Here is a 23473-nt window from a genome sequence, read left to right on the forward strand (position 1 = left end):
ATCATGAACACATCAGTCCACGACCGTTCGCGGCCGGTGCTGTACGGCCTGGTCATCACGGCCATGGCCGCGGTTCCCTGGTTCGTCGCGGTGCTACCGCTCACGTTCAACGGCGTGCAGCTGGTGCAGGAGTCCGGCGCCGTCGGCACCGGATCGGCGGAAACGGGCTTCACCATGCTGGCCCTGGCGGCGCTGCCCGCCATCATCTCGCTGCTGGTGCTGGCGCAGGGGCTGGCCAGCCGCCTGCCGCTCCGTGCCACGGTGAACTTCGCCGCAGCGGCCCTGTTCATCGGTGGGATGATCTCGTTCCTGAGCGCCTCACTGTTCGCGATGGTGTGACGGGCGGCGACAGCTAGCGAACGACGTGGCGGTCCTCCGGGAAACCGGAGGACCGCCACTTCCGCACAGCCGCCCCGGCCGCCGCCTCCTGCCCTAGCGGAACGGTGTCCGGGGCCGGCCGCCCGCTACCGCGCGGGCCAGCCACGACTCCAGCGAGGCCGAGGACCCGCCGGACCAGCCAAGGTGACCGTCAGGACGTACCAGCATGATCTTCCGCCCGTCTGCGGAGAAGGTGAGCGCGACGACGGCGTCCGCCCCTCCCAGATGGCGGCGGGCGGCCTCTACGAACGTGGACGCGGTCCCCGCGGGGGCAACCAGCGCCCAAGTGCCGCCTAGCGCCGCGTACAGCCGGGTCCGGGTGCCGTCCGGCCCGTTGCACAGCACATCCGGCACCCGGTCCCCGGCACGCGGGACCGCCGCGGCGAACCGCACCGGCGAACGACCGGCCAGCGGCCCTCCGCGGTAACCGACGCCGAGCTGCGAGGTCTTCTCCCAGAGCAGCCGCTGCACCCTCTGCCGGTTCAGCAACGGCACCAGAGCGTGATCGCGTACGGCCTGCGCCGGTGCGCTCGGCGAGACCAACAGGCGTGTGGCGCCGCTCGTCATCGCCACCACCTCCCGCGCCACGGGGCGCCTTTCGGCCCCGTAGGTGTCCAGCAGCCGCTCACCGGCCCGGCCCGACATCACCAGAGCGAGCTTCCAGGCCAGGTTCTCGGCGTCCCCCAGCCCGGTGTTCATACCCTGCCCACCGAACGGGCTGTGTACGTGGGCGGCATCTCCGGCCAGCAGGAACCGACCTCGCCGGTAGTCCGTCGCCAGACGACGCTGAGCGCGGAACGCGGACGTCCACAGCGGCTCCGGTGCCGCGGGGGGTGCGATGCCTGAGCGGTCCCGCAGCAGCCGGGTCAGCACGGCGAAGTCCTGTTCCGCGCCGACGCCACCTTCCGGGGACGACGCCACAAGACGCCAGAGGTCATCGCCCGGCAGCGGGAAGATCCCGAACATCTCGTCCTTGCGCAGCCATGTCGACACCACGTCTCGCGGCAGGGGCAGCTCCGCCCGCACATCCGCGAGCAGGAACCCCTCTGCCACGGGCGCACCGGGAAAGGCTATGCCGGCCAGCCTGCGCACCCGGCTGTGCGCGCCGTCGCAGCCGATGAGCCACTCCGCGCGCACCACCTCGCCCGAGAGCCGGGCAGTGATGCCATGTGCATCCTGGTCGGCGGCGAGAAGCTCCTTTCCCCATTCGACGTCGCCGCCCAGCTCCCGCAGGCGGCGTCTCAGCCCGGCTTCCACCTCCGCCTGCGAAGTGATCAGGACGGGCCTCACCGAAGTCGCGGGCCGGTCGGCCCGCAGACGTGCCAGGAGTTCGCCGTTGACGTGGGTGACAACCTCCTTCACCCGGACCGAGCGCTCCGGCAGTCCCCCCAGAGCGCCGAGCCGGTCGAGGACTTCCGCACCCCGCGGTTGTAGGCCGAGGGCGCGTGACGAGGTCGCCGGCCGCTCAGCCCGGTCGATCAGCCTGACGCTCACTCCTGCCGCCCGCAGCCCACACGCCAGGGCGAGCCCTGTCGGCCCCGCACCCACCACAACCGCGCCCGCCGCCACCACAGCCCCTCTCACCGCCCGACCGCCGCCTCCCCGCAGAATCGACTCTAGTCCCGTACTTCGCGGGTCGTTGATTCGTATGGTGTGTCCGGCCCGGGAGTGTCCCGGGCCGGTGGTGTGACGTTGGTCCGGGTCTGTCGATGACTTCCCGGCCCTCGAGGCCTCGGTCTCAGCGTCAGCGCCTTGATGTGGTGGTGACGTCCGTGGTGGAGAAGCGTCTGGGCGCTCTGCCTGTCGCTGCCGAGTTTCTGCGCCGGCTGGATGTCGCCGGGATCGTCGACGAGGTGTGTCCGGGTGGCGCGAGCGCGCAACTGACCCACGGGCAAGTGATCGAGGCGCTCGTGGTCAACCGGCTGACCTCGCCCGCGCCGCTGGTGCGGGTCGGTGACTGGGCCCGTACCTGGGCGGTGGAGGAGGTGTTCGTATCGAGCCGGCTCTACTCAACGACGACCGTCTGGCCCGGGCCCTGGACGCGATCGCGCCGAAGCTGGACAGAATCGCGGGGACGGTCGGCGCCCGGGCGATCGCCGAGTTCGGGATCGACGTGTCGAGGCTGCACTGGGACATGACCAGCATGTCTGTCCATGGTTGCCCTTGCCGATAACCTCATCCGTGCACGGGCATCCCGATCCTGACGCAGATCGGTGTCGCCGCGGCGCTCACCGTGGCCGTCGCCGTGCTCGTCGCGCTGACCCTGCTGCCCGCCCTGCTCGGCTTCGTCGGCCTGCGGGTGCTCGGACGCCGGGCCCGCGCCGAACGGCAGACCACGGAGCCGGAGGGTCCCGCCGCCGCGACGGCCTCCGACACCTCCCGAAAGCCGCTCGACGAAAGCGACAATGGCTCCGGCAAGCCGGCCCTTGGCCTGCGCTGGGTCCGGCTCGTGGCGCGCAAGCCGGTGCTCTTCCTGGTGGCGGCCTCCGCGGCGCTCGTCGTCCTCGCTCTGCCCGCCGCCGACATCCGGCTCGGCCTGCCGGACGACGGCACCGAGCCCACCGACACCACTCAGCGCAAAGCCTACGACCTGGTGTCCGCGGGCTTCGGCCCGGGCCACAACGGCCCGTTGACGATCGTGGTGGACGCCAAGGGTGGCGGCGACCCCAAGACGGCCGCGGAGCAGGTGAACGAAAGCATCTCCTCCCTGCCCGACGTCGAGGCCGTCTCCCCGCCGGTGACCAACGAGGCCGGCGACACCGCGGTCATGATGGTGACCCCGAAGAGCTCCCCGGCCAGCGCCGCCACCGAGGACCTGGTGAGCGACATCCGCGACCGGAGGACGTGCGCCGCGACACCGGATCCGCGATCGCCGTCACCGGCACGACCGCGCTCAACATCGACATCTCCCAGCACATCGCGGACACCCTGCTGCCGTACCTGGCGGTCGTCGTCGGACTCGCCTTCCTGCTGCTCATGGTGATGTTCCGGTCGATCCTGGTGCCGCTGAAAGCGGCCCTGGGCTTCCTACTCAGCCTCGCCGCCACCTTCGGTACGATGGTCGCGGTCTTCCAGTGGGGCTGGGCCGTCGACGTACTGGGCGTCTCGGCACCCGGCCTGATCGTCAACCTGCTGCCCGTCATCATCATCGGCCTCGTCTTCGGCCTTGCCATGGACTACGAGGTATTCCTGGTCAGCCGGATGCGGGAGGACTACGTGCGGCACGGCCGGCCCCGGGAGGCGGTCGTGAAGGGCTTCGCCCACAGCGCCCGCGTGGTCACCGCCGCAGTACTGATCACGATCAGCGTCTTCAGCGGCTTCGTCCTGTCGGAGTCGACGATGCTGCAGGCGTTCGGCCTGTCGCTCGCCGCGGCCGTGTTCTTCGACGCGCTCGTCGTCCGGATGACCATCGTGCCCGCGCTCATGGCGCTCCTCGGCCGCACCGCCTGGTGGCTGCCGGGCCAACTCGACCGCGTGCTGCCGCGCATCGATATCGAGGGCGGTCCCGAGGAAGGCACCGGACCCGACGCCCGGCAGGCCGCACCGGCCCCGGACGCGCAGACGGCGGGCGACGCCCGACTCCGTTGACCGTACGACGGTTCGGCCTCCCTGCCCCTGGAGGGGCGGGGAGCCGAACCGTCGTACGGTGTGCCCGGGTTCAGGGCGTCCCATCGTGCAGCCAGGCGACCTTCCCGTAGAGCTCGGCCTCCGACAGGGAACCGATCTCCGCGTTGCGCTCCTTGGCGGCCACTCCCGCCGGGTGGTACACCTCACGGCCCATCGCCCGCGCCACCTGCTGCGCCCTGGCGGTACGGGGAGCGCGGGCGCGGTTGTGATCGACGAGGCGCTGCGGGAAGTCCCCGGCGTCGCCGGTCAGGGCGACCCGACCGTCCGTCCAGCCGTACACCGGGTCGCGATCGCACAGCACCCAGCACTTCCACTGTTCCCCGAGACGCAGGAGCCGTCCGGCCTTCGGCCCCATTCCTGGGAACTGGGCCAGCACGTGGTCGGCGGGGGTCGGCAGACCGGTCACGGCCTCGCAGGTTACATTACGTGACCTCGATGACGTACAGTGCCGACCACCGCCAGGTCGCCGCGGAGCGCCGTGGTCTAGCCGCCCTGTTTCGATTTCGGCACACCGATGCGGACTCAGGAGATGTTCACGCTCGTGGCTCGTCGTCGCGATCTTCGTTGCGGGACTGTCGAGGACGGGCGAGATCCTGAGCGATGAGCAGTAGGGCCCTCCTCAGCTACGTGTCGGTGGTCCGGCAGGCCGAGGCGCGGGCAGTGTCGGCGCCGCGGGGTAGGTCGCACAAACAGCCTCGGGACGCTGCGTCCGCACGGAGGACACCTGATCGGCCGTGAGGCGCTGCGCGTAGATGTCCAGGGCGGCGAGAGTCGTGCCGGACGCGCCGTAGAACATCCGCGAGCGGGGCAGCGTCAGCTCACTGGTGACGGTGCCGACGCGCTCACCGTCGAGATACAGAGTGACGGTCGAGCCGTCGCTGGTGAGAGCGAAGTCGGCCCACTGCCCTGACCCGAGGCCACGACCAAAGCTCTGGGTCACACCGTTCCAGCGCACGGTGACGTCGGTCGGGCTCAGGGTGACCCGGTTCGTGGAGTCGACCTGGCCGAGCAGAGTCACCGTTCCGCTCACCTTGACGGTGCCGGTGACCGACCAGGGTCCGGTCAGGTTGGAGGCCCCGAGCCAGTAGCCGCCGGAGTCGATGACCTTCACCTGGCCCTTGTCCGGGTCGGTGGCTGAGCGCGTCGAGACGAACAGCGGGGTCATCCCGCTGAGGTCGCATCGGTCGATGATTCCGCGTCGGTTGTTCGACGTGTGTGCGTCATAGGTGCCACGGGGGAACTCCGGATCCATGACGTACTGGTGGATCGGTCGGGCGTTCGTGGTGGCGTTGGGCTGCAGGAAGCCCGTGTATCCCGGTGCGGTACCGATGGTCTGCATGGTGGCCTCGTATGCCGCGTACTCCGTCTGGGTGCGCGGGCGGGTGTTCCACTGCCGGTCTGCGACCCGACCTCTTGGCGTGATCGACAGCGACTCGAGCCACTGGCCTTCAGCCCAGCCCAAGTCGTCACCCCAGACGTGCATGCCCCACCCGAGGATCTTCGGGTCGGTGGGTGTGGTCCACGTCTGGGCGATGCGCTGCGGGTTGGGGCGGCCTGAACGGGCCGGCACCAGGTAGAGGAAGCTGCTGTCAGCGACGATCTTGTCGTAGGGCTTCAGGTGGGCGGCGGTTCCACTGCCGGTCCAGTCCATGACCATGACGTTGGTGTCGAGCGGGATGTTGCGCGCCGACGCCTCGGAGCCGTTGTAGACCACCGAGGTGCGGCCCTTGGCCCGAACGTGGTCATTCACCTCATTGATGAACTCCATCTCGACATCGGCCGTCGTGGCGTACTTGCCGTTCGATTTGGCCACGTAGTCCCGCAGAGCGGGGCAGCTGTTCATGTTCGGGGGCATCTCGTCACCACCGAGGTGGACCCATGGCGAGGAGAACCAGGGGAGGAACTCCTCGAGCATCTCTTGGGAGACCTTGAGGGCCTTCGGGTTCATGAGGTTGAACGTGAAGTCGTCGGTCAGGTGGCTGTAGCTGTAGCCCTGGCAGGTGTTCTGCGGAGTCGCGCCCGTGTCGCGCTCACCGAACCCTGGTTCGACCTCACGCGGGCCGTCTGCCATGCCGACGTGGAAGTAGGCCGACTTGGGTGAGACGTGGGCCGGCAGCTCGAAACCTGGAACGAGGGTCACGTTGTTCTCCCGGGCGATCCGGTCGAGACTCTCGATGTCAGCCCGGTCGTAGCTGAAGCCTGGCTCGGCCAGCCCGGGGTACTTGGGGCTGTTGAGTCGGAAACCCTCGGCGTCATCGACGTGAAGCACCAGGTAGTTCTGTTTGAGGTACCCCATCTGTCGGATGACGTCGGCCACGGCGCGAGGCTCCCAGTACTCACGGGACACGTCGATCGTGTTCATGCGCATGGTGGTGTTGGCGCGGTCAGTGAGGACACCGGTGGGCAGAGTGCGTTGGTCGGCGCTCCCGACCAGCAGTTGGATCAGGCTGCGCGACCCGTAATAGATGCCACTGGCCGTGGGCGCGGTGAGCCGCACCGTCCGACCGATCTCCAGCCGGTACCCCTCGGGGCCGACCTCGGGTGCGAGAGCCGCATCGAGGGCCACCTGGATGCCGTTGTCGTTCGCACTGTTCGCTTGGGTGAGGGGCAAGCGGACACCCGTGCGGGCCTCGATATCTCGAGCGGCATACCGTGCGACCTCGCGCAGCGGCCGGGTCGACACAATGGGGTCGGATTCTGTCGTCATGCCCGAGACAACGGTCCAGCGGCCGGCAGTGGCCGGATCGATCACGACCCTGGTCGTGTTCGCCAGGGTGAGCTTCCCCCCTGCGGGCTCCCAGTTCTGCGGAACCGGCAGCAGGGTCGTGCGTGGGTCGGCGGCGTCGCTTTGGGCCCCCGCAGGCGTAGTCGAAACACTAGGTTTCGCGCCTGCCTCACTCGCCATTGCGGGCGACACCAGCACCGAGCATGCCGTCAGGGCTGCGAGGCAGCCGGCGAGTCCCGATATTCGCAACTTCGTCGGCCCCTGGTGACGAGGGACGGCACGACGACCAGATTTTGACATGATGCCTCCATCAACTGGTCTAGACCGGTTTAGAGTTGATGGGAGTGTGGCCCGTGCGAGCACCACGGTCAAGAGGGGGGCAGCATGCAGGACTGACAAGCGGGGCCAGCGTGCAGGACCGACACACCGCCCAAGCCCCTTGGGGGGTCACTACTTTGAGACTTTAAGACCGTGTCCTATGTGGTGAGCTTGAGGAGGCGTTTGTAGCAGCAGAGGGCTGCGGCGAGGCCGAGGAAGGCCAGGTAGTTGCGGGGGTAGCGTTCGTAGCGGAGAGCGGCTGAGAAAGCCTCTACGCCGGGGTCGGTGACCGTCACCGGCTTACGGCCGGCTCCTGGAGCCCGGATCCGCCCGGCTGGCAAAGGGCGCCTGGACAGCTCGGCGATTCCGCGTGCGATGGTGGCCGCACTTGCGCCAGAAGCGGCCGCCACCAGCGTGATCCCGCCGTGGCCAAGCGCGGCGGCCTCGCTGGCCAGGTAGATCCGACGGCGTCGCTCATCAAGATGGGGAAGGAACTGATCGAACTTCGCCCTCAAAGCCACAACTGAAGCCCGAGCGGCCGTACCCGCAGTCACACCTCATTGTCCCGCCAACACCCGTACACCGAGCAGTAATTGAAATACGCGCCCCCGCGGTGCCCGAGTACTGGCGCTGGACACCCGCCGACCGGGGCTCCGTCGGCCTGCTCTACGAGCGCGGCATGGCCCACCCGTACGAGAAGATCACCTTCGCCCGCTTCGGCAGCGACTGGCTGAACGGCGTCTGCGTCCCGCTCGCCGTGACCCCGCCGCAGTCGCTGCCGACCGGCCGGACCAGCGACTTCACCGTGGTCGTCACCAACCAGGAGCCGAACCGGCTGAACGGCGGCACCCTCCGGCTCGACCTTCCGGCCGACTGGAGCGCGCCGGAGGTGAAGGTGCCCGCGGTTGGCAGCGGGGAGCAGGTCTCGGTGACCGTCCCGGTGACCGTACCGGACACGGCGATCGCCGACGCCTATCCGTACACCGCCCACCTGACCACCGACAAGGGCGAGTCCTACGCCACCGGCAACGCGACGATCAAGCCGGGCCTCGGCGGCCAGGTCCCGATAGACCGGGCCGGCATCACCGTCGCCTCCGTGGACAGCCAGGAGACCGCCGCCGAGAACGGCCGTGCCGCCAACGCCATCGACGGCAACCCGGCCACCAAGTGGCACACCGCCTACACCCCCTCCGTCGCCACGATGCCGCACCAGCTGACCCTGGACCTCGGCACCGCCCAGCCCATCGCGGGCCTGCGCTACCTGCCGCGCCAGGACGGCGGCGCCAACGGTGACGTGGCCCGCTTCACAGTCGAGGTCAGCGACGACAACGTGACGTTCCATCAGGTCTTCGCCGGCACCTTCAGCGGCTCGAAGAGCGAGAAGGAGGTGACCTTCGCCGCGCAGCAGGCCCGCTACGTCCGCTTCACCGCGCTCAGCGCCGTGAACGGCCAGCAGTTCGCTGCCGCCGCCGAACTGACCGTCCTCCGCACTTCCTGAGGCCCGGCACCGGCGCCGCGCTTCCCCGTTCAGGGGCGGGTGCGGCGCCGACCGTTGCGGCGGTCCCCCGCAGATGCCGTCGCCGGGGCGGCCGACGGTCGCCTGGCGTGAGGATCGCGTCCGGTTTTGGGCTGCGATCGCCCGAGGGGGTCGGTCAGAGGAAGCGGCGGCCGAAGTCGGGGTGTCGCCCGCGGTCGAAACACGGTGGTTTCGCCACGCCGGGGGCGTGAGACCGGCCCTTTCGCCGACGGTGTCTGGACACTATCTGTCGTTCTCAGAGCGCCAGGACATCGCCGTATGGCGTGCTCAGGACGTGAGGTCCGCGAGATCGCGCATCGGCTTTGCCGGTCACCGTCGACGTGGGAGCTTCGCCGGAACGCGTCAACGCCGCCAGCCTCAATTGAACGACTCGGCGCTCCCGCTCACGACAACGGCACCCACGCCGACGGGAACCCGGTCACCGGGGAATGAAGGCCCCGGCGTTGCTCATCGGCCGCTCCCGGTAGGTCGTGGCCCACATGTCATCCTGGGCCCCGAGCCGCTCGTGCTCGTGTGGGACAACCTGGATCCATCAGGCCGCCGGATTCCAGGAGTTCGCTGCCTCGCGGGACTGGCTGACCAGCCCCTGTCTGCCGCCCTACGCACCCGACCCCAACCCCGTCGAAAGCATCTGGTCCCTTCTTCGACGCGCTCAACCCGCGAATCGGGCCGCGGCGCGGGCAGCCCCGCTTCCAGATGGCCCTGCAGGCACAGCGCCGCGGATGGTTGTGACCGGCACGCTGCCGGGCGCCCAGGGCATATCGCCCCAGGTCAGCGCACCTGCCCCCGCGGCGCGGGCAGCCCGGCCGTCGCACTCGCCATGGTCTTCACGCTCGCCGAATCCGCCCAGGCCCGCCGGCGCGCGATCACCGCACCCCACCTCGTTGACCTCGTCCGCGCCGGAGCCCGCTTCGAAGGCGGTCACCTGGCCGAACGCCGTGAGGAGATCGCCCTATGAACCAGCCGCCCAACACTGCGGCGTCGCTTCCTACGCCCGGCAAGGTGATCGTCCTCACCTTCCCGCGCGGCGCGGGAAAGAGCACGGTGGCGCGTTTGCCGGCCGACCGGCTGTCGCCCAGCGCCCACCTGCTCTCCACCCGCTCCATGTGTGTGGAGCACCTGGGGGCGGTTCTCCATATCCGCACCACCAAAGCTCCGATCCGATCCCCGGGCGCCAGGGACGGCAACGGCCCACACGTGCGTTCACTTGCGGTCAGGCTCGGCGTTTCCACGACGGGTCGCGGCCCGCCAGTCCCAGAGCGCGGTCAAACAGCGGCGCAGTCGTAGGCACGCTGACTTCGGGGCCGAACACCCCGTACTGCCTGGCCATCTCAGCCTTCCCGGCGATGTCCTCGTAGAGCGCCGCCGCGAGTTCCTCGTCCACGTTCAGCTTCTGCCCGGTCGCCACCGCCAGGTCCCAGCCGTGCAGCAGCCACTCGCCCAGCACGATCCCACCGACGAAACGGGCCGGCATCCGCCCGCTCCCGGTCAGCGCCGTCTCGCCGACCCACGCCCGAGGATCGCTCCAGACGGCGGCGGTCGCCGCCGACCGGGCGGCATACACCTCGGCCCAATCCGGCTCCGCGGTGAAGTCATGGCCCTCCGCCACCTCATCCGGCCGGGCCTGTGGAGGCTGCTTCAGTCCCGCGGCGTGCCCCCGCACGCTGGTCCAGAAGATCAGGTGATTCAGGAGTGCCCCGACCTTCAGCTCCGGGCACGGTGTGCTTACGCCGAACTCGTCCGGCCCGATCCCGCGCACGATGTCCACCGCCGCTTCCGAGGCCCGGGCCATCACAGATCTCGTCTCCATACCATCCCTTCCCCACTTGCCATCAGGCATAGTAGACAGGACGACGATGACGGGTATTGAACAAACGCGACAGCGGGCCATCCTCGACCCGCACACCGCGGCTGAGCGGTTCCGGCTCGCCCACGAGCCGGCTCCGGCGGACCTGACCCCGTTCGTGGACGGTTACTGGATCCTCCACTGGGACCTGACCGAACCACACAGGCAGCAAGTCCTCACCCACCCGGTGGTCCACCTCACCTTCACCACCGGCGGTCAGGCCCAGATCACAGGCATCGTCAGCGACACGTTCACCCGAGAGATCTCTGGCACCGGCCGGGTACTTGGCCTGCGATTCCGGCCCGGCGGCTTCCGCCCGTTCCTCACCGCCCCCGTGTCCACCCTTACCGACCGAGTCCTGGACATCGAAGAAATCTTCGGCCCGGCGGCGCGGGCAGCAGCAGACGCCATCATCGCCGAACCCTGCGTGCCCACCGCGCTCGAACTGGCAGCCACGCTCGTGCGCGGGTGCCGACCCACTCCTGACCCTGCCATCGACAAGGCCGCGAGGCTGGTCGAAACCATCAGCGCCGACCCTTCAGTTCTACGGGTCTCCCAGCTCGCCGCGATCGCCGGCATGAGCACGCGCCAGCTCCAGCGAACGTTCGCCGAGTACGTCGGCATCGGACCCAAGTGGGTGATCCGGCGAGCCCGCATTCAGGAAGCCGCCGCACGCGCGGCCATGGACCCGGAGGACTGGTCTGCTCTCGCCGCCGAACTCGGCTACGCCGACCAAGCACACTTCATCCGCGACTTCACCGCATGCATAGGCACCTCCCCTGCGCAGTACGCGAGTTCAGCGCGACGCCGGAACGACTTCAGGCCGGCGCGGCATGAATAATTTCAACCGATCCACAAGTCTTGGCAATTGGTCGACGGTCCGTCTGTCCGGGCCGTCGGCCGGCCCAACGTCCCCTCGCTGGCCGCGGTGTCGGCGACCTCGAGCGTGGTGCCGTCAAGGGTCATCAGCCACAGTCCCCGCCAGAACACCCCCGGGGTCGCCTCATCCGTCACGCCATGGCCCACCTGCGCCAACAGCTCACGCAAGGGAGCGCCCCGGGGATTCTTCCGCGCCCGGAAGACCGCGGCCCTGTCCGGGATGCGCCACCCGCTCCACCCACCCTCACGCCGGGCCGGCTCTGCCAGCTTGCGCAGCACCTCCCGGTACGGATCCGGGAAGTGTTCCGCCGCCTGATGGACGCGGTTGATCCCGCCCTGGTCGACACCGCCGAACGCGCCCTGCACGAGGTGAACGGGATCGTGGACGTGGGCGAGCTGCGGATGCGGCGGATCGGCCATCAGCTGCGGACCGAGGTCGCCATCGTCGTCGCCGATGACCTCAGCGTCCGTGACGCGCACCGTCTCGCCGTCGAGGCCGAGACCCCGGCTGACCACCGCCCTCGTCCATACCGACCCTGCCACCACCCACGACGGCATCGACCCGCACGCCTCCCTGGCCCACCACCACGCCCACGTCTGAGTCGACGCCCGCTGCCAGTGCCTCGTGCGACGCTGAACCGGCCCGGCGGTGGTCTCACCCAAAAGCCGATGCCACCACCGGACATAGCCGCTGCGGATCAGAACCGCGACCGTCTCGACCAAGCACTCGCGGAAACAACGGCCGCACTTCGGCCTCCCAAATGGGCTAGGTGCCGCGACCGGTCGAGCCGGCCGGCCGAGCCGGGTTACTTCGGGCGGTTGGCGGTGACCAGCCAGGCGGTGCTGCGCAGTCGCACCGCGCCGTTCTCCTCGTGGGGGCGCAGGATGTCCGTGAGTGCCTGGCGGGCGCGGTCCTGGGCCTCCTGGTCGACCTGGCTCGTCAGGTGGCGCCCGGGACCGGAGCCCAGCAGGAAGGCGGCCGCGTCGTCGGCGTCCTGTCCCCACATCCCCTGAGCCTCTACGCGTGCCGCGGTGATGTGCGTGAACCCGGCGGCGGACAGCACTTCACTGGTGAGGTCCGGGTCCGCAAGGGAGAACATTCCCGGACTTCCCGGCGCGCCGAAGCCTCCGACGGGCAGGATGTCGCCCAGCGTCGCAATGGCCTGGAGCCATTCGTTGCCCTCGGCGTCTGCGCCGCAGATGAACGCCATACGACCGCCGGGGCGCAGGGCCTGTCCGATGTTGGTGAAGGCGCCGACGGGGTCGGCGAAGAACATCACCCCGTAACGGCTGATGATGACGTCGAACGAGCCCGGCTCGAAAGCGTGGACCTGGGCGTCTCCTTGCTCGAAGGACACATTGCCGACGTTCTCGCGTTGCGCTGACTCGCGGGCGCGCTCCAGCATCGGCGCCGACAGGTCCAGGCCCACGACCCGTCCGTTGAGCGCCTGGGATGCGGCCAGGCGGGTCGTGCAGCCGGCTCCGCAGCCGATGTCCAGGACGTGGTTCTGTTCCCTGATCGCGGCGGCGGCGAGCAGGGGTTCGTTGAAGCCCGCGTTCACGGCGTCCCAGCGGTCCTGGTTCCGGGCCCAGTGGGTGCCCTCGTAACCGTTCCATGCCTGCGCCTGCTCGGTGTTGACGATGTGTTGCATCCGGTACCTCCTGCTGGTGGGCGAGGGGCCTGCCATGCCTAGAATGGGCATCCGCCCAAACAGTATGGGCGGATGCCCATTCCGGCAATCCCCTTCTTGCACCGGGGTGTGCCGCAATCCCGTACCAGGAGAGGTCCCATGTCACCGCGTGGAGTAGCGACCCCCGACGTTCGCGAGCGGCTGTTCGCCGCCGCGGAGCGGGTCCTGGCCCGCGAGGGCCCAGTCGCCCTGACAGGCCGTGCGATCACCGGCGAGGCGGGGTGCGCCAAGGGGCTGTTGCACGCCCACTTCAGCGGACTGGACGAATTCGTCGCCGAGCTGGTCCTGGACCGGTTTGCGCGCACCGCACGGCAGGCCGGGGAGCTTGCCGGGCGAGCAGGCCAGGCGACTGTGACCGAGAACCTCGTCACGGTCGCGCTCGCGCTCCTGACGTCCGCAGGTCCGACGGTCTCCGGCCTGGCCCTCACCCGCCCCGCCGCCGCCACTCGGGTACGCCAGGCACTGGAGGCCGGTGCACCCGGCTTCATGGCAATCCAGGACTCGATCACCGCTTACCTAGGCGCCGAACAGCGGCTTGGACGCCTCGCGGACGATGCCGACACCACCTCACTGGCGCTCGCACTCGTCGGAACCGTCCACCACCTATTGATGACGAGCTGGGCCGGCGCACCGGACCCCTGCGACCAAGTGGAACGACTGGTCGCCCTTCTCGCAGGCGCCGCCGGGGCCGGTCCCAACGGCACCACGGCCGCCCAGGACCTGTGCTGACAGCTGATCAAGCTCTGCGATCACCGGGGCACCGTTGTTCCCGCAGGGCGTCAAGCGGGGCCGTCCGCCGGTGTGGACGCGACGGCAGCTGATGGACGGACCGGCCCGGCAGACAGACCTGCACACCGTTCCACCCCGCTGGACGAGGCCGGTCACCTCGCACCGGTGGCCCCGGACGACGCATCGCACCTGGGCCCGATCGGGCGCTGACCGAGGGGGAGTTGCTTCAGACGAACAGTGCGACGTGCATCAGGAGTTCCGGGCGGGGGAAGAGCGCCCGTACGGCTTCGCCCCCGCCGGCCCGTGGGACGCCCTGATGCCGCCACGTCGGTCGCACCGGCATCAGGGCGGGACCGGGTCAGCGCAGGAAGGCTGCCGCGACGCCCGCGTCCACGGGGATGTGGAGCCCGGTGGTGTGGGTCAGGTCGCCGCCGGTGAGGGCGAAGACCGCGTTGGCCACGTGCTCGGGCAGCACCTCGCGCTTGAGGAGCGTGCGCTGGGCGTAGAACAACCGCGGGCGGCGCCTACGCGACCACCTGGAACGCCACGCTCAGGAAGCTCGTCACCCAGTACGCGGCCGGCGTCAACCAGGCCGTGTTCCACGGGTTCGCATACGCCGACGCCCCGGGGGCCGCGTGGCCCGGATTCGCCGCCTTCTCGCCGTACAACGGCGGTGCCGGCTACGGCGAGGCCTGGGGGCCCCGCCAGCCCACCTGGGGTCATGCGGCCGATATCGCCGGCTACCTGAGCCGTACGCAACAGGTTCTGCAGACCGGGGTCAACAAGGTCGATATCGGCGTGCTGTGGCAGAAGGGCTACGCCGGTTCCGGGCTCGGTGCGTCCTGGTTCACCGGCGACGGCGTACCGGTCGGCTGGACGCACCTGTTCCTCAGCCCGCGCCTGCTCTCCCTTCCCAGCGCCGTCGTGCGCGACGGCCGGTTCGCACCGGACGGCCCGGCGTACCAGGCGCTCCTCGTCGACGGCGACGTGATGATTCTCCGTGAGCACACGCTGCAACTCGATGTCGCGGAGAAGCTCGTCGGCTACGCCAGGAAGGGCCTTCCAATCATCGTCATCGGCGACTGGAAGGACGGGCATGTGCCCGGACTGCCGAAGTCGGGCGACAACGAGCGCCTGCTGCGGCTGATCGCCGAACTGCTGGCGCAGCCCAGCGTGTTCAACGTCCCCGACCGTCCCGACGTCCCGCAGGCCATCGCCGCACTGGGACTGAAGCGCGAAGTCGAGTACGCGCAGTCGTCGATGCTTCTGCACGCTCACCGGGCCGACACGGAGGCCGACTACTACTTCTTCGCCAACGACGCGGTCAGCAAGAAGGGCTCGACCGGCGCACCCATCAGCCACGACGTCACGCTCACCACCCGCAGGCCGGATGTCGTCCCCTATCGGCTGGACGCCTGGACCGGCACCATCGAACCGCTCACCACCTACACGCGGCTCGACGACAGGCGGATCCGGCTCCACATCGCGCTGGCGCCCGGAGCCACGACGATCATCGCGACGGCACGTCCCGGCAAGTGGACGCCTGGCCCCGCGCCCCGTTGGAACGCGATGTCCAGCCAGGCGTCCGAGGTCCTGCTCACCCACGACGGCCGACTGGAGATCCGCGACACCCGGCCGGGCACCTACACCACCACCTTCCAGGGCGGCGCCACCGTCAGCGCCACCATCAAGGACGTCGCCGAGCCCATGCCGCTCACCCGTTGGACACTGACGGCCGAGGACTGGACGCCGGGCGCCACCGCGTCGAGCACCGTCAAGACCCGGCGGACCATCGAACTCGACGGGCTCAAGCCGTGGCCGGAGATCCCGGAGCTGGTCGATTCGTCGGGCGTGGGCCGGTACCGCACCACGGTGAAGCTGGGAGCCGCCTGGACCGGCGGTCATGGTGCCCGGCTGGAGCTGGGCGAAGTATTCGACACCTACCGGGTCACGGTCAACGGACAGGCTCTGCCGCCCGCGGACCAGCTGACGACCGTCGTCGACATCGGCCCCTGGCTTCGCCGCGGCACGAACACCATCGAAGTGGAGGTCGCCACCTCGCTCCTCAACCGGTTGCGGGTCTCCAACGCACCGGTGTTCGGGGCCGCCAAGCGGCAGAACTACGGACTCGTCGGCCCGGTGCGACTTGTTCCGTACGGTCGCGCCGTCGCCGACAGCCGAGCGCTCTCGACGCGTCAGCCGGACTGATCACGCAAACATGCCACCATCCCGGCCGGGCCCGTCACAGGCCCGGCCGGGTGTGTTCGTCCCGTTGTCCGCTCGGCCCGTCCGAAACGGCGGGCACGCGTGATGCGACTGCCGTGCCGCATCGTTCAACACCGGCCAGGCCCTCGAGAAGGACGTACGCACCGGGATCGCTGCGTAGAACAGCTGTCCCGGACCCGTTCCGCCGTTTCTCTCCGGTTCTCTCCGGTTCTCTCCAGTTCTCTCCAGTTCTCTCCAGTTCTCTCCGGGACTGAATCAGCGCACGTCGAAGCGGTACAGCGAATAGCCGTACGTCGTCTGCCGCTTGATGCCCTGCACACGTACGTGGCGGGTGGTGACGGGCTGCGGGAGGTACACCGTATCGACACCTGCCGTGGCTCTGCCGCGGCGTTCGACGACCGTGCGCCACTGAAGGCCGTCGTCGGAGACCTGGACGTCGTAGTCGCGCCCGGCTGCCGTCTCCCAGTCGAGCACGATCCGGCTCACGGGCAGAAGAGATCCCAGGTCGACCGCGATCCACTCGTTGTCGGTGTACTTCGAGGCCCAACGGGTGCCGGGATCCCCGTCGGTCGCGTTGGCCGCCGCGAGAGCCGGAGTCTCCGTGGAGGACGCTGTGGTTGCCCTCCCCCGGGCCCTGTCGGGGACGTCGAAGACCTGCACGGACCAGAGGGTCCACCGGACGGCGCCGGTTTCGTGCCCACGAAGGCGGACGTAGCGCGCCCGGTCGGCTTCGAAGCTCAGCTCGTCCTGGCCGGGACGATCACGCTGTCGTCGACTCGCGACCGTGCGCCACACCCGTCCTTCGTCGGAGATCTCCACATCGTAGGAACGGCCGTGCTCAGGGCCCCAGTCGAGCACAACCCGTTGCACGTCACGCACCTCTTCGAGGTCAATGCTCAGCCACGGCCCGCCAGGTTCGCTGCGGCTCGTCCACCGGGTGACCGGGTCGCCGTCCGTGACATGTCCGGCGTTCGGCCCCGAGGAAGCGGTAGCAGCTGCGCCGAAGGAGATCTGCTCGGGCTCGGCGAGGGTCGGGGTGACGGTGGTCAGCCCGGGTCCGAGTGCACCACGCCGGAGTTGGGCGGTGAAAGTGCTGTACGACAGGGCCGCCGCGGTCCCGCTCCACATCTTCTGCCCGAGGATACCGAAGGTCTTCTCGACCAGTCCGTGGACGTCCTGCTGGGTGTACGAGGCGTGCACGAGGTCGTTCCAGACGGCCGACATGGCGCCGCGCAGCTGTGGATCCTCAGGGGGCAGGCTCTCCGCGCCAGGGAAGACGTGCGGTTCCCAACTGTCGTACAGGTACCGGCCGTCGAGGCCCAGCGGGTGGTAGTACGTCGCGAACGGCACGGTGTAGAGCAGGGCGTCGTTGGTGTTGATGATCTCGTATCCGGCCGCCTTGGCCGCCCGTGGCCCGTACCAGCCGTTGTTCCAGCTGTGGATGGTGACGTCCCGGTCGTAGGCGCTGGTGTCGCCGGTCGTCATCTCGGACAGGCTGCCCCAGGCGCGCGGGTGCTTGCCGAGGCTTCGCAGGTGGGCGGACATGCCGTTGAAGTACGTGCGGTACTGCTCCTCGGGGCCGGTGTACTCGTCGGCTCCGAAGTGCACTTCGGGGCTGCGGAACCACGGGACGAACTCGTTGAAGACCTTCTTCATGAAGGGCATGGTGTCGGGGTTTCCGAGGTCGAGGTGGTCACTGTTGGGGCCGCCGAGCCCGATGTCGGGGCGGAAGCGCACGAAGGACCGGGAATGCGCCGGGGCATCGATCTCGGGGGTCAGCTGTACGGCGTGCAGCGCGGCGGTGTCCTCGAAAGAGTCCCAGTCGGCACGAGTATATGAACCGTCGGAGGCGGCGAGACCCGCCCATTCGGGCTTGTCGCTACGGAGCCGGAAGGCGTCGTAGGCCATGCTCCAATCTCCCTGGGGCGGCCTGATCTCGTTGTCGCTGAGGTGCAGTTGGAGGTCGTTCAGCTTGAACCAGCCCATGATCCGCACGTAGTCGCGGATGAAGCCGGGGGTGAAGAAGCGCCGCCCGACGTCCAGCATGAAGCCCCGTAGGCGGTAGTTGGGCCAGTCCTGGGCCGTGCCGGCCGGTACGTGGGAGCGTGTCTCGTCGCGGAGCAGTATCTGCAGGAGGGAGCGGGTCCCGTAGTAGACGCCGCTGTACGCGGGTGCGGTGACGGCGACCGTGTCCTTGGTGACCTGAAGGGTGTAGCCCTCTTGTGTGTACCGGTCGCCGCCCCGGTCGTGCCGGGCACCGGGGTCGAGCCGCAGGAGGATGCTCCCCTTGTCCGTGCCGCGGGTGGCGCGTGGCGCGGCCAGTTCGACCCCTGTGACAGCGGCGATCTCCTGGGTCACCTGCCGTGCGAGCGGCAACAACTGCGCCGCATCGTGCGGATGGACCACCACACGCGAATCGGCGGTGAGCCGGTACGCGCCCGTCCCGCCGTCCCACTCCTGAAGGGCGGGCACGACGAAGGGGCGGGGATTGACCGGGTCAGCGGCCGGGCCTTGCCGGTCAGCGGCCGGGCCCTGCCGGTTGGCGGCCTGCGAGGGAATAGCCGTCGCCACGGGCAGCGCCGTCACCGCGGTGGTCGCGGCGACCGCGGCCATCAGATTTCGGCGGGACAGGGGCGGATCGACTGGTCTCTTGTCCATGCGTAGTCCTCCGAGGACGTCATGGGGAGCGGGATGACTCCTGTCAGCAGTGGACTACACCACTTACCGTCCCATAGAACAAGAGGCCGCTGATGATTGATTTTGCCAGGAATCAGCGCTATAGGAGCAACTGTTTGCAGGCCGAGGGCAAACCTTGGCTTGATATGCAAGAAATGGGTTACTCGCCACCTCCGAGAGGCAGACCTTGGGACCGAACAGCAGCGGCCACCCGTCGGCAGGCAGGCGGAAGCGCCGGGAACCAGGAGTCCCACCGCAGGCCCGCCCGTCGACGGTGAAAACCACCGCTGTGAGGCACACGGTCCTTACCCGAGCACGATCAGCACGTCAGGATCAGTGCCGGCTCTCCACCAGGTCCTTGAACTTCTCCAGGTCGGTCCGGACCGTCTCCTCGATCGCGTGGACCTGCGCGAATCCCTTCGGGCCGCCGAAGGTCGCCCGCACGGTGTCCGGGTCGTACTCCAGCCTGACTTGCAGCTGGGTGTGCTGGTCGTCCAGCGGATTCACGGCGAAGGCGGCTTTCAGCTCTGGGCTGTCCACCGTCAGGTCCATCACCTGCCCCTTGCCGCGATCGGCGATACGGGGCTCGAAAACCTGCTCTTCGTCCCCGATCCGGACATCGAGATGGGCTCGGCTGCTGCCCTGCACGGCGGCGCTCTTCACACCCTCCATGAACTGCGGATACTCATCGATGCGGTGCAGCTGCGCCCAGACCTCCTGCGCCGGGACATCGAGATCGACCTGTTCTTCGAGCCTACTCATTGGAGCCTCGCTTCCCGGCCCGGCCGTCCGGGCCATTGGTACTTCCAGCCTGCTCTGCTGCCCGCTCCGCGGCCACCCAGGCCGGTTCTGGCTCGCGTTTCCGCGATCCGGTCGAGCTCCGTGCGTGCGGTGGCGTACAGCGGGGCGGACGGGACACTCCGGCGATCTGCGGCGGGTCCGGGTTGCGTACGCCGTCCGGAACCGGCAGCCCATCGACCGTTACGGTCACCGGCCGACCCGTCACCGGCCGCGTCGGTCGGTGACGAGTCGCCCCATCACTGGTCCGGGCAGACCCTTCAGAACCAGGCTCCCGCGTGAGGACTTCGTCCGCGATCTGCGGGCGATCCAGGACCCGGAGCGGTGGCTGGAGGGACGGCGCAACGTCTTCGACTTCTGGCTCGGCAACAGCGGCAACGCTGCCGGGGCCCAGCGCCTCGAAGCCGAGATGGCGTCCTTCGGCTTCGACATGTGGGCGCCGCTGCGGATGGCCGGCACCGGCGGCGCACACGAACCCGTCCTCCACCGCCGGTCAACCCGCGCCCCGCAGCGCATCAGGTGAGGCTTGCGGCCTGTTCCTTCGTGTTCCGGGGCGCGTTCTCGCGGCGCGGAATGAGCAGCGGAGTTGCCAGGAGGAGAACTCCGGCGGCTGCGATCGCAGTGCGGGGGCCGGTGACGGCGGCGAGCAACCCCCACAGGGCGGTCAGGGCCGCGATGGCAGTGCTGCTGCTGATCGACCAGGCGGCCAGGGTCCGGGCGACCCTGTCGGGGTCGGTGTGGTCGAGCCGGTAGGTGGCGAGTACCGGATTGAACACGCCGCAGCAGGTCACCAGACCGAGTTGGACAGCGATGATGAGGGCGATCCCGGGGACACCGGGCTGGACGAACGCCAGTCCGAGAGGCCAGCACGCACGCAGCATCCCGGCGGTGACGATCACCTTGTGCTGCCCGAACCGCGCCACGAGCCGGTGCGCGAAGCGTGAGCCGACGAGGCCACCGATGCAAGGAGCCGCGAACACGAGACCGTACTGCCAGGGTGCGAACCCGAGGCGGTCCAGCAGGAGTACGGCAAGCAGCGGCTGGGAGGCCATGATCAGGCCGTTGACCACGATCGCGTTGACGAACAGCGGGCGCAGCGTGGGGTGGGTGAGGATGTGGTGCCAGCCTTCGAGCAGATCGCGTGCTCGCAGCCGCGGTGCTTCGGTCCGCGCGGGGGACGGCTCGTTCCCGCCGATGGCGCGGATGCCCAGTGCCGAGAGCAGGTAGCTGACCGCGTCGGCGACCAGGGTCGACACCGGGCCGAACAGTCCGATCGCGGCCCCGCCGAGCGGCGGTCCGACCATGGTCGCGGTCCATGACGTGGACTCGAACCGACTGTTCGCGACGAGCAGGTCCTCCCGCGGCACGAGTTCCTTCAGATACGCACCGCCGGCCGCCTTGAAGGCGATGTCGGCCGCGGCGACGACGACGGATACGACGAGGAGTTGGGCGAAGCTGAGCCAACCGAGCGCGAACGCGGCGGGAATGCTCATCAGTGCCGCGAACCGGGTCAGGTCCATCGTCATCATGACCGGCCGTTTACGGCGGAACTCCACCCACGGGCCGAGCGGCACCGCCACCACGGCCCCCACCGCCCGTCCCGCAGCAGCCAGCGCCGCCACCTGGGCCGGCCCGCTGTGCAGTACGAGCACCGCGATCAGGGAAAACGCACCGAACCCGAGCCCCGTGCCGTACGAGCTGACCGCGAACGCCGCCCACAACCACCCGAAGCGCCTCCCCAGCGCCCTCCTACCCGCCATGCCCCATGCACCTCTCGCCGGTCCGGGACAACCACACGCTGCCCATCGGCATCAAAGCGGGGAGCAGATGGCGAGATCAAACAACCGGTCTGCCAGGAAGGCACAACCATTCGTTGTGTCGATACCATCGTCGGCGTGGATCTCGATGCTGTGCGCACCTTCGTGGCCACCGCGGATGCCGGGCGGTTCCAGGACACCGCCGCCGAATTGCCGATCACCCAGCAGGCTGTCTCCAAACGCATCGCGACCCTGGAGAAGAGCCTTCGCGTGCAGCTGTTCACCCGCACCGTGCGCGGAGCGAAGCCCATCATCGAAGGACAGACGTTGCAGAATCGCCACATGGCTGAATACGGCACGGACCACGGCTACCTGCTGGACAACCAGCAATCGGAGGCAGGGATCCGCTTCGGCGCCCTCAGCGAGTTGTTCGATCCGGTGACGTTCCGGCATGTCGACCAGCTCGGGATCGGCGCCGGCATGCGCTGCTGGGAGGTCGGTGCCGGCGGTCCGTCCGTACCCCTCGGGCTGGCCGAGCGAGTCGGCCCCACGGGAGAGGTGATCGCCACCGACATCGACGTGTCCTGGACCCGAGACGTCGACGGTGGCGTGATCGAGGTGCTGCGGCACGACGTGGCGGCCGACCCGCCGCCGCCCGGCGGGTTCGACCTCGTCCACGCCCGGCTGGTCCTGGTGCACGTCACCGACCGCACCGAGGCGCTGCGCCGGATGATCCAGGCGCTGCGGCCCGGGGGCCGGCTGCTCCTGGAGGATGCCGACCCGGGGTTGCAGCCACTGTTGTGTCCCGACGAGTCCGGTCCCGAACAGCGGCTCGCGAACCGGCTGCGATCCGGTTTCCGCGCCTTGATGGCGGCGCGCGGCGCGGACCTCACCTACGGACGAACCCTGCCCCGGCTGCTGCGTGAGGCCGGTCTCGAGGACGTTCAGGCCGACGCGTACTTCCCGATCACCTCGCCGGCCTGTGCCGTCCTCGAGGCCGCGACCGTACGGCAGATCCGCCGCCTCCTGGTGGCGGAAGGGCTTGCCACCGACAGCGAGATCGACCGCCACCTGGCGAACGTCGCCACCGGGCGCCTCGACCTTGCCACCGCCCCGATGATCTCCGCGTGGGGACGCCGCCCGTAGCCCTCCCCGATCGCCTGTCGCACGCATCCGCCGTCCATCCGAACCGCTTCGCTCCGTATCGGCGCACCAGTCGCAGGACACCCGCCCCGGCGGCGCACCCAGTCGGCGAAGCCGAACTTGGCACGGTCCCGCTGCTGGTTGATGAGGACCGTCGAGAGGCCGCCCACGGTCACCAGCAGCAGGGCGGTGAGCACAAAGGCGTGCGTGAAGCCCAGCGCGGTGGTCGCTGCGGAGCCGACCAGGAATCCGTGACGGCGGGAGCGAACAGGCCGCCGGTGGAGAGCACGGCGTTGGTCACCTGGAGCACGGCGCCGCGCCGGCCGTCTCCTGGCTCGCCAAGCGCCGCGTGGACGCCTGACCGGGCGGCGCATCGCCGCACCCGCCGCCGCGGATGCCCTCGGGGGATACTCCTGGCAGGAGCCGCGCCCGGACATGCGGGCCCGGCCCGGATCGAATGATCCCGGGCCGGGCCGGATTCGTCTGCCGATCAGTTGAGCGCGGCGGCGAACATGCCGGGCTCGTAGGAACCGCCCTGCTGGTGCACGATCACGGCGAGCCGGTTGGCCGCGTTGATCAGGGCGACCAAGGCGACCAGTGCGGCGATCTGGTCGTCGTCGTAGTGCTTGCGTACCCGGGCCCAGGTCCCGTCGGACACGCCGTGGTGGGCGTCGGCGAGCCGGGTGCCCTCTTCGGCGAGTGCCAGCGCGGCCTGCTCGGCCTCGGTGAACACGGTGGACTCGCGCCAGGCGGCAACCAGGTTGAGCCGGACAGCGGATTCACCGGCGGCTGCGGCCTCCTTGGTGTGCGCGTCGATGCACCAACCGCAGCCGTTGATCTGGCTGGCGCGCAGCGACACCAGCTCCCGAGTGGACTTCGGCAGTGGCATCAAGCAGGCCGTCCCGCGGTGGGCCGCCTGCTGGCCGCCGGGCTGGGCAGGATCACCGCGGCGTCACTGCGGCCGGCACAGGTCAATGCCTGCCCGGCGCTGATTCTCCAACTCGACGGCGCGATCGACACCGTTGTGGCGGTGCGCATGGACGACGGCCTCATCACCGGGTTCTACACCGTGCGCAATCCCGAGAAACTGTCGCACATGCAGCGGGAGACCACGCTGCACCGCTGAGCCCGGGGCCTCCGGAT

Annotated in this window: 19 protein-coding genes and 9 pseudogenes; 16 read left to right on the plus strand and 12 right to left on the minus strand. The window is 69.4% G+C overall.

What is annotated here, in order from left to right; genetic code table 11:
• Positions 1-3 precede the first annotated feature (3 nt).
• Positions 4-339: a hypothetical protein gene (locus OH735_RS01245; RefSeq protein ID WP_406378691.1), complete on the plus strand. Its 336-nt coding sequence runs from the start codon at positions 4-6 to the stop codon at positions 337-339.
• A gap of 93 nt (positions 340-432) precedes the next feature.
• Here the strand turns inward: OH735_RS01245 and OH735_RS01250 are convergent, their stop codons facing one another.
• Positions 433-1962: an FAD-dependent monooxygenase gene (locus OH735_RS01250; RefSeq protein ID WP_406378692.1), complete on the minus strand. Its 1530-nt coding sequence runs from the start codon at positions 1960-1962 to the stop codon at positions 433-435.
• 188 nt (positions 1963-2150) lie between these two features.
• Between OH735_RS01250 and OH735_RS01255 the strand changes: the two genes are divergently transcribed.
• The 3 genes from OH735_RS01255 (at position 2151) to OH735_RS01265 (ending at position 3966) form a co-directional block, all read left to right on the plus strand.
• Positions 2151-2516 carry a DUF4277 domain-containing protein gene (locus OH735_RS01255; protein ID WP_406378694.1) on the plus strand — a complete coding sequence of 122 codons (366 nt, stop codon included), beginning with the start codon at positions 2151-2153 and terminating at the stop codon, positions 2514-2516.
• A 95-nt stretch (positions 2517-2611) separates the two neighbouring features.
• Positions 2612-3361: a hypothetical protein gene (locus OH735_RS01260; protein ID WP_406378696.1), complete on the plus strand. Its 750-nt coding sequence runs from the start codon at positions 2612-2614 to the stop codon at positions 3359-3361.
• Complete coding sequence (locus OH735_RS01265) at positions 3283-3966, plus strand: MMPL family transporter (protein WP_406386353.1); 684 nt, start codon at positions 3283-3285, stop codon at positions 3964-3966. Before OH735_RS01260 ends, OH735_RS01265 begins: the two co-directional genes overlap by 79 nt.
• 70 nt (positions 3967-4036) lie before the next feature.
• On the opposite strand, the gene OH735_RS01270 is transcribed toward OH735_RS01265, so the two are convergent.
• The 4 genes and pseudogenes from OH735_RS01270 to OH735_RS01285 all read right to left on the minus strand — a co-directional run.
• Positions 4037-4411, minus strand: a complete 375-nt coding sequence (locus OH735_RS01270) for a hypothetical protein (protein WP_406378698.1) — start codon at positions 4409-4411, stop codon at positions 4037-4039.
• 213 nt (positions 4412-4624) lie between these two features.
• Positions 4625-6910, minus strand: a complete 2286-nt coding sequence (locus OH735_RS01275; RefSeq protein ID WP_406386354.1) for a family 20 glycosylhydrolase — start codon at positions 6908-6910, stop codon at positions 4625-4627.
• Between the two features lie 296 nt (positions 6911-7206).
• A pseudogene (locus OH735_RS01280) lies at positions 7207-7299 on the minus strand (IS5/IS1182 family transposase); the annotation flags it as partial.
• Positions 7300-7320: 21 nt separating this feature from the next.
• A pseudogene (locus OH735_RS01285) lies at positions 7321-7602 on the minus strand (ISAzo13 family transposase); the annotation flags it as partial.
• 59 nt (positions 7603-7661) lie between these two features.
• Between OH735_RS01285 and OH735_RS01290 the strand changes: the two are divergent.
• From OH735_RS01290 to OH735_RS01305, 4 genes and pseudogenes are all read left to right on the plus strand, one after another.
• The gene (locus OH735_RS01290) at positions 7662-8546 is read left to right on the plus strand and encodes a discoidin domain-containing protein (protein ID WP_406378699.1); all 885 of its coding nucleotides are present in this window, start codon (positions 7662-7664) and stop codon (positions 8544-8546) included.
• Positions 8547-8619: 73 nt separating this feature from the next.
• Positions 8620-8933 (plus strand): annotated as a pseudogene (locus tag OH735_RS01295) (helix-turn-helix domain-containing protein); the annotation flags it as partial.
• A gap of 151 nt (positions 8934-9084) precedes the next feature.
• Positions 9085-9256: pseudogene (locus OH735_RS01300) on the plus strand (transposase); the annotation flags it as partial.
• 116 nt (positions 9257-9372) lie between these two features.
• Positions 9373-9543: pseudogene (locus OH735_RS01305) on the plus strand (IS256 family transposase); the annotation flags it as partial.
• Positions 9544-9798: 255 nt separating this feature from the next.
• Here the strand turns inward: OH735_RS01305 and OH735_RS01310 are convergent.
• Entirely contained in the window at positions 9799-10395 is a 597-nt protein-coding gene (locus tag OH735_RS01310; protein ID WP_406378700.1) for a TIGR03086 family metal-binding protein, read from the minus strand.
• A gap of 46 nt (positions 10396-10441) precedes the next feature.
• Here OH735_RS01310 and OH735_RS01315 point away from each other — a divergent pair, with 46 nt between their 5' ends.
• Both OH735_RS01315 and OH735_RS01320 read left to right on the plus strand, forming a co-directional pair.
• Positions 10442-11272, plus strand: coding sequence for a DUF6597 domain-containing transcriptional factor (locus OH735_RS01315; protein ID WP_406378702.1), 831 nt, complete (start codon positions 10442-10444; stop codon positions 11270-11272).
• A 332-nt stretch (positions 11273-11604) separates the two neighbouring features.
• Positions 11605-11911 (plus strand): annotated as a pseudogene (locus OH735_RS01320) (cation transporter dimerization domain-containing protein); the annotation flags it as partial.
• A gap of 205 nt (positions 11912-12116) precedes the next feature.
• Here the strand turns inward: OH735_RS01320 and OH735_RS01325 are convergent.
• Positions 12117-12962: a class I SAM-dependent methyltransferase gene (locus tag OH735_RS01325; RefSeq protein ID WP_406378704.1), complete on the minus strand. Its 846-nt coding sequence runs from the start codon at positions 12960-12962 to the stop codon at positions 12117-12119.
• A 138-nt stretch (positions 12963-13100) separates the two neighbouring features.
• Here OH735_RS01325 and OH735_RS01330 point away from each other — a divergent pair, with 138 nt between their 5' ends.
• The gene (locus OH735_RS01330; RefSeq protein WP_406378706.1) at positions 13101-13730 is read left to right on the plus strand and encodes a TetR/AcrR family transcriptional regulator; all 630 of its coding nucleotides are present in this window, start codon (positions 13101-13103) and stop codon (positions 13728-13730) included.
• Between the two features lie 358 nt (positions 13731-14088).
• On the opposite strand, the gene OH735_RS01335 is transcribed toward OH735_RS01330, so the two are convergent.
• Complete coding sequence (locus OH735_RS01335) at positions 14089-14241, minus strand: hypothetical protein (RefSeq protein ID WP_406386937.1); 153 nt, start codon at positions 14239-14241, stop codon at positions 14089-14091.
• A 59-nt stretch (positions 14242-14300) separates the two neighbouring features.
• On the opposite strand from OH735_RS01335, the pseudogene OH735_RS01340 reads away from it, so the two are divergent.
• Positions 14301-15938: pseudogene (locus OH735_RS01340) on the plus strand (glycosyl hydrolase); the annotation flags it as partial.
• A gap of 273 nt (positions 15939-16211) precedes the next feature.
• Here the strand turns inward: OH735_RS01340 and OH735_RS01345 are convergent.
• Both OH735_RS01345 and OH735_RS01350 read right to left on the minus strand, forming a co-directional pair.
• Complete coding sequence (locus OH735_RS01345; RefSeq protein WP_406378708.1) at positions 16212-18614, minus strand: discoidin domain-containing protein; 2403 nt, start codon at positions 18612-18614, stop codon at positions 16212-16214.
• 351 nt (positions 18615-18965) lie between these two features.
• On the minus strand, positions 18966-19394 hold the full coding sequence (locus OH735_RS01350; protein WP_406378710.1) for an SRPBCC family protein: 429 nt from the start codon (positions 19392-19394) through the stop codon (positions 18966-18968).
• A gap of 259 nt (positions 19395-19653) precedes the next feature.
• On the opposite strand from OH735_RS01350, the gene OH735_RS01355 reads away from it, so the two are divergent.
• The gene (locus tag OH735_RS01355) at positions 19654-19953 is read left to right on the plus strand and encodes a hypothetical protein (RefSeq protein WP_406378712.1); all 300 of its coding nucleotides are present in this window, start codon (positions 19654-19656) and stop codon (positions 19951-19953) included.
• Here the strand turns inward: OH735_RS01355 and OH735_RS01360 are convergent.
• On the minus strand, positions 19946-21190 hold the full coding sequence (locus OH735_RS01360; RefSeq protein ID WP_406378714.1) for an MFS transporter: 1245 nt from the start codon (positions 21188-21190) through the stop codon (positions 19946-19948). The genes OH735_RS01355 and OH735_RS01360 overlap by 8 nt on opposite strands.
• A 150-nt stretch (positions 21191-21340) precedes the next feature.
• Here OH735_RS01360 and OH735_RS01365 point away from each other — a divergent pair.
• Both OH735_RS01365 and OH735_RS01370 read left to right on the plus strand, forming a co-directional pair.
• Positions 21341-21484: pseudogene (locus OH735_RS01365) on the plus strand (LysR family transcriptional regulator); the annotation flags it as partial.
• Positions 21485-21529: 45 nt separating this feature from the next.
• Positions 21530-22333, plus strand: coding sequence for a methyltransferase domain-containing protein (locus OH735_RS01370; protein WP_406386355.1), 804 nt, complete (start codon positions 21530-21532; stop codon positions 22331-22333).
• A 487-nt stretch (positions 22334-22820) separates the two neighbouring features.
• Here the strand turns inward: OH735_RS01370 and OH735_RS01375 are convergent, their stop codons facing one another.
• Positions 22821-23219: a carboxymuconolactone decarboxylase family protein gene (locus tag OH735_RS01375; protein WP_406378716.1), complete on the minus strand. Its 399-nt coding sequence runs from the start codon at positions 23217-23219 to the stop codon at positions 22821-22823.
• Positions 23220-23225: 6 nt separating this feature from the next.
• Here OH735_RS01375 and OH735_RS01380 point away from each other — a divergent pair.
• Positions 23226-23456, plus strand: a pseudogene (locus tag OH735_RS01380) (RNA polymerase subunit sigma-24); the annotation flags it as partial.
• Between the last annotated feature and the right edge of the window lie 17 nt (positions 23457-23473).

The organism is Streptomyces sp. NBC_01618, from assembly GCF_045209435.1.
GTDB lineage: Bacteria > Actinomycetota > Actinomycetes > Streptomycetales > Streptomycetaceae > Streptomyces.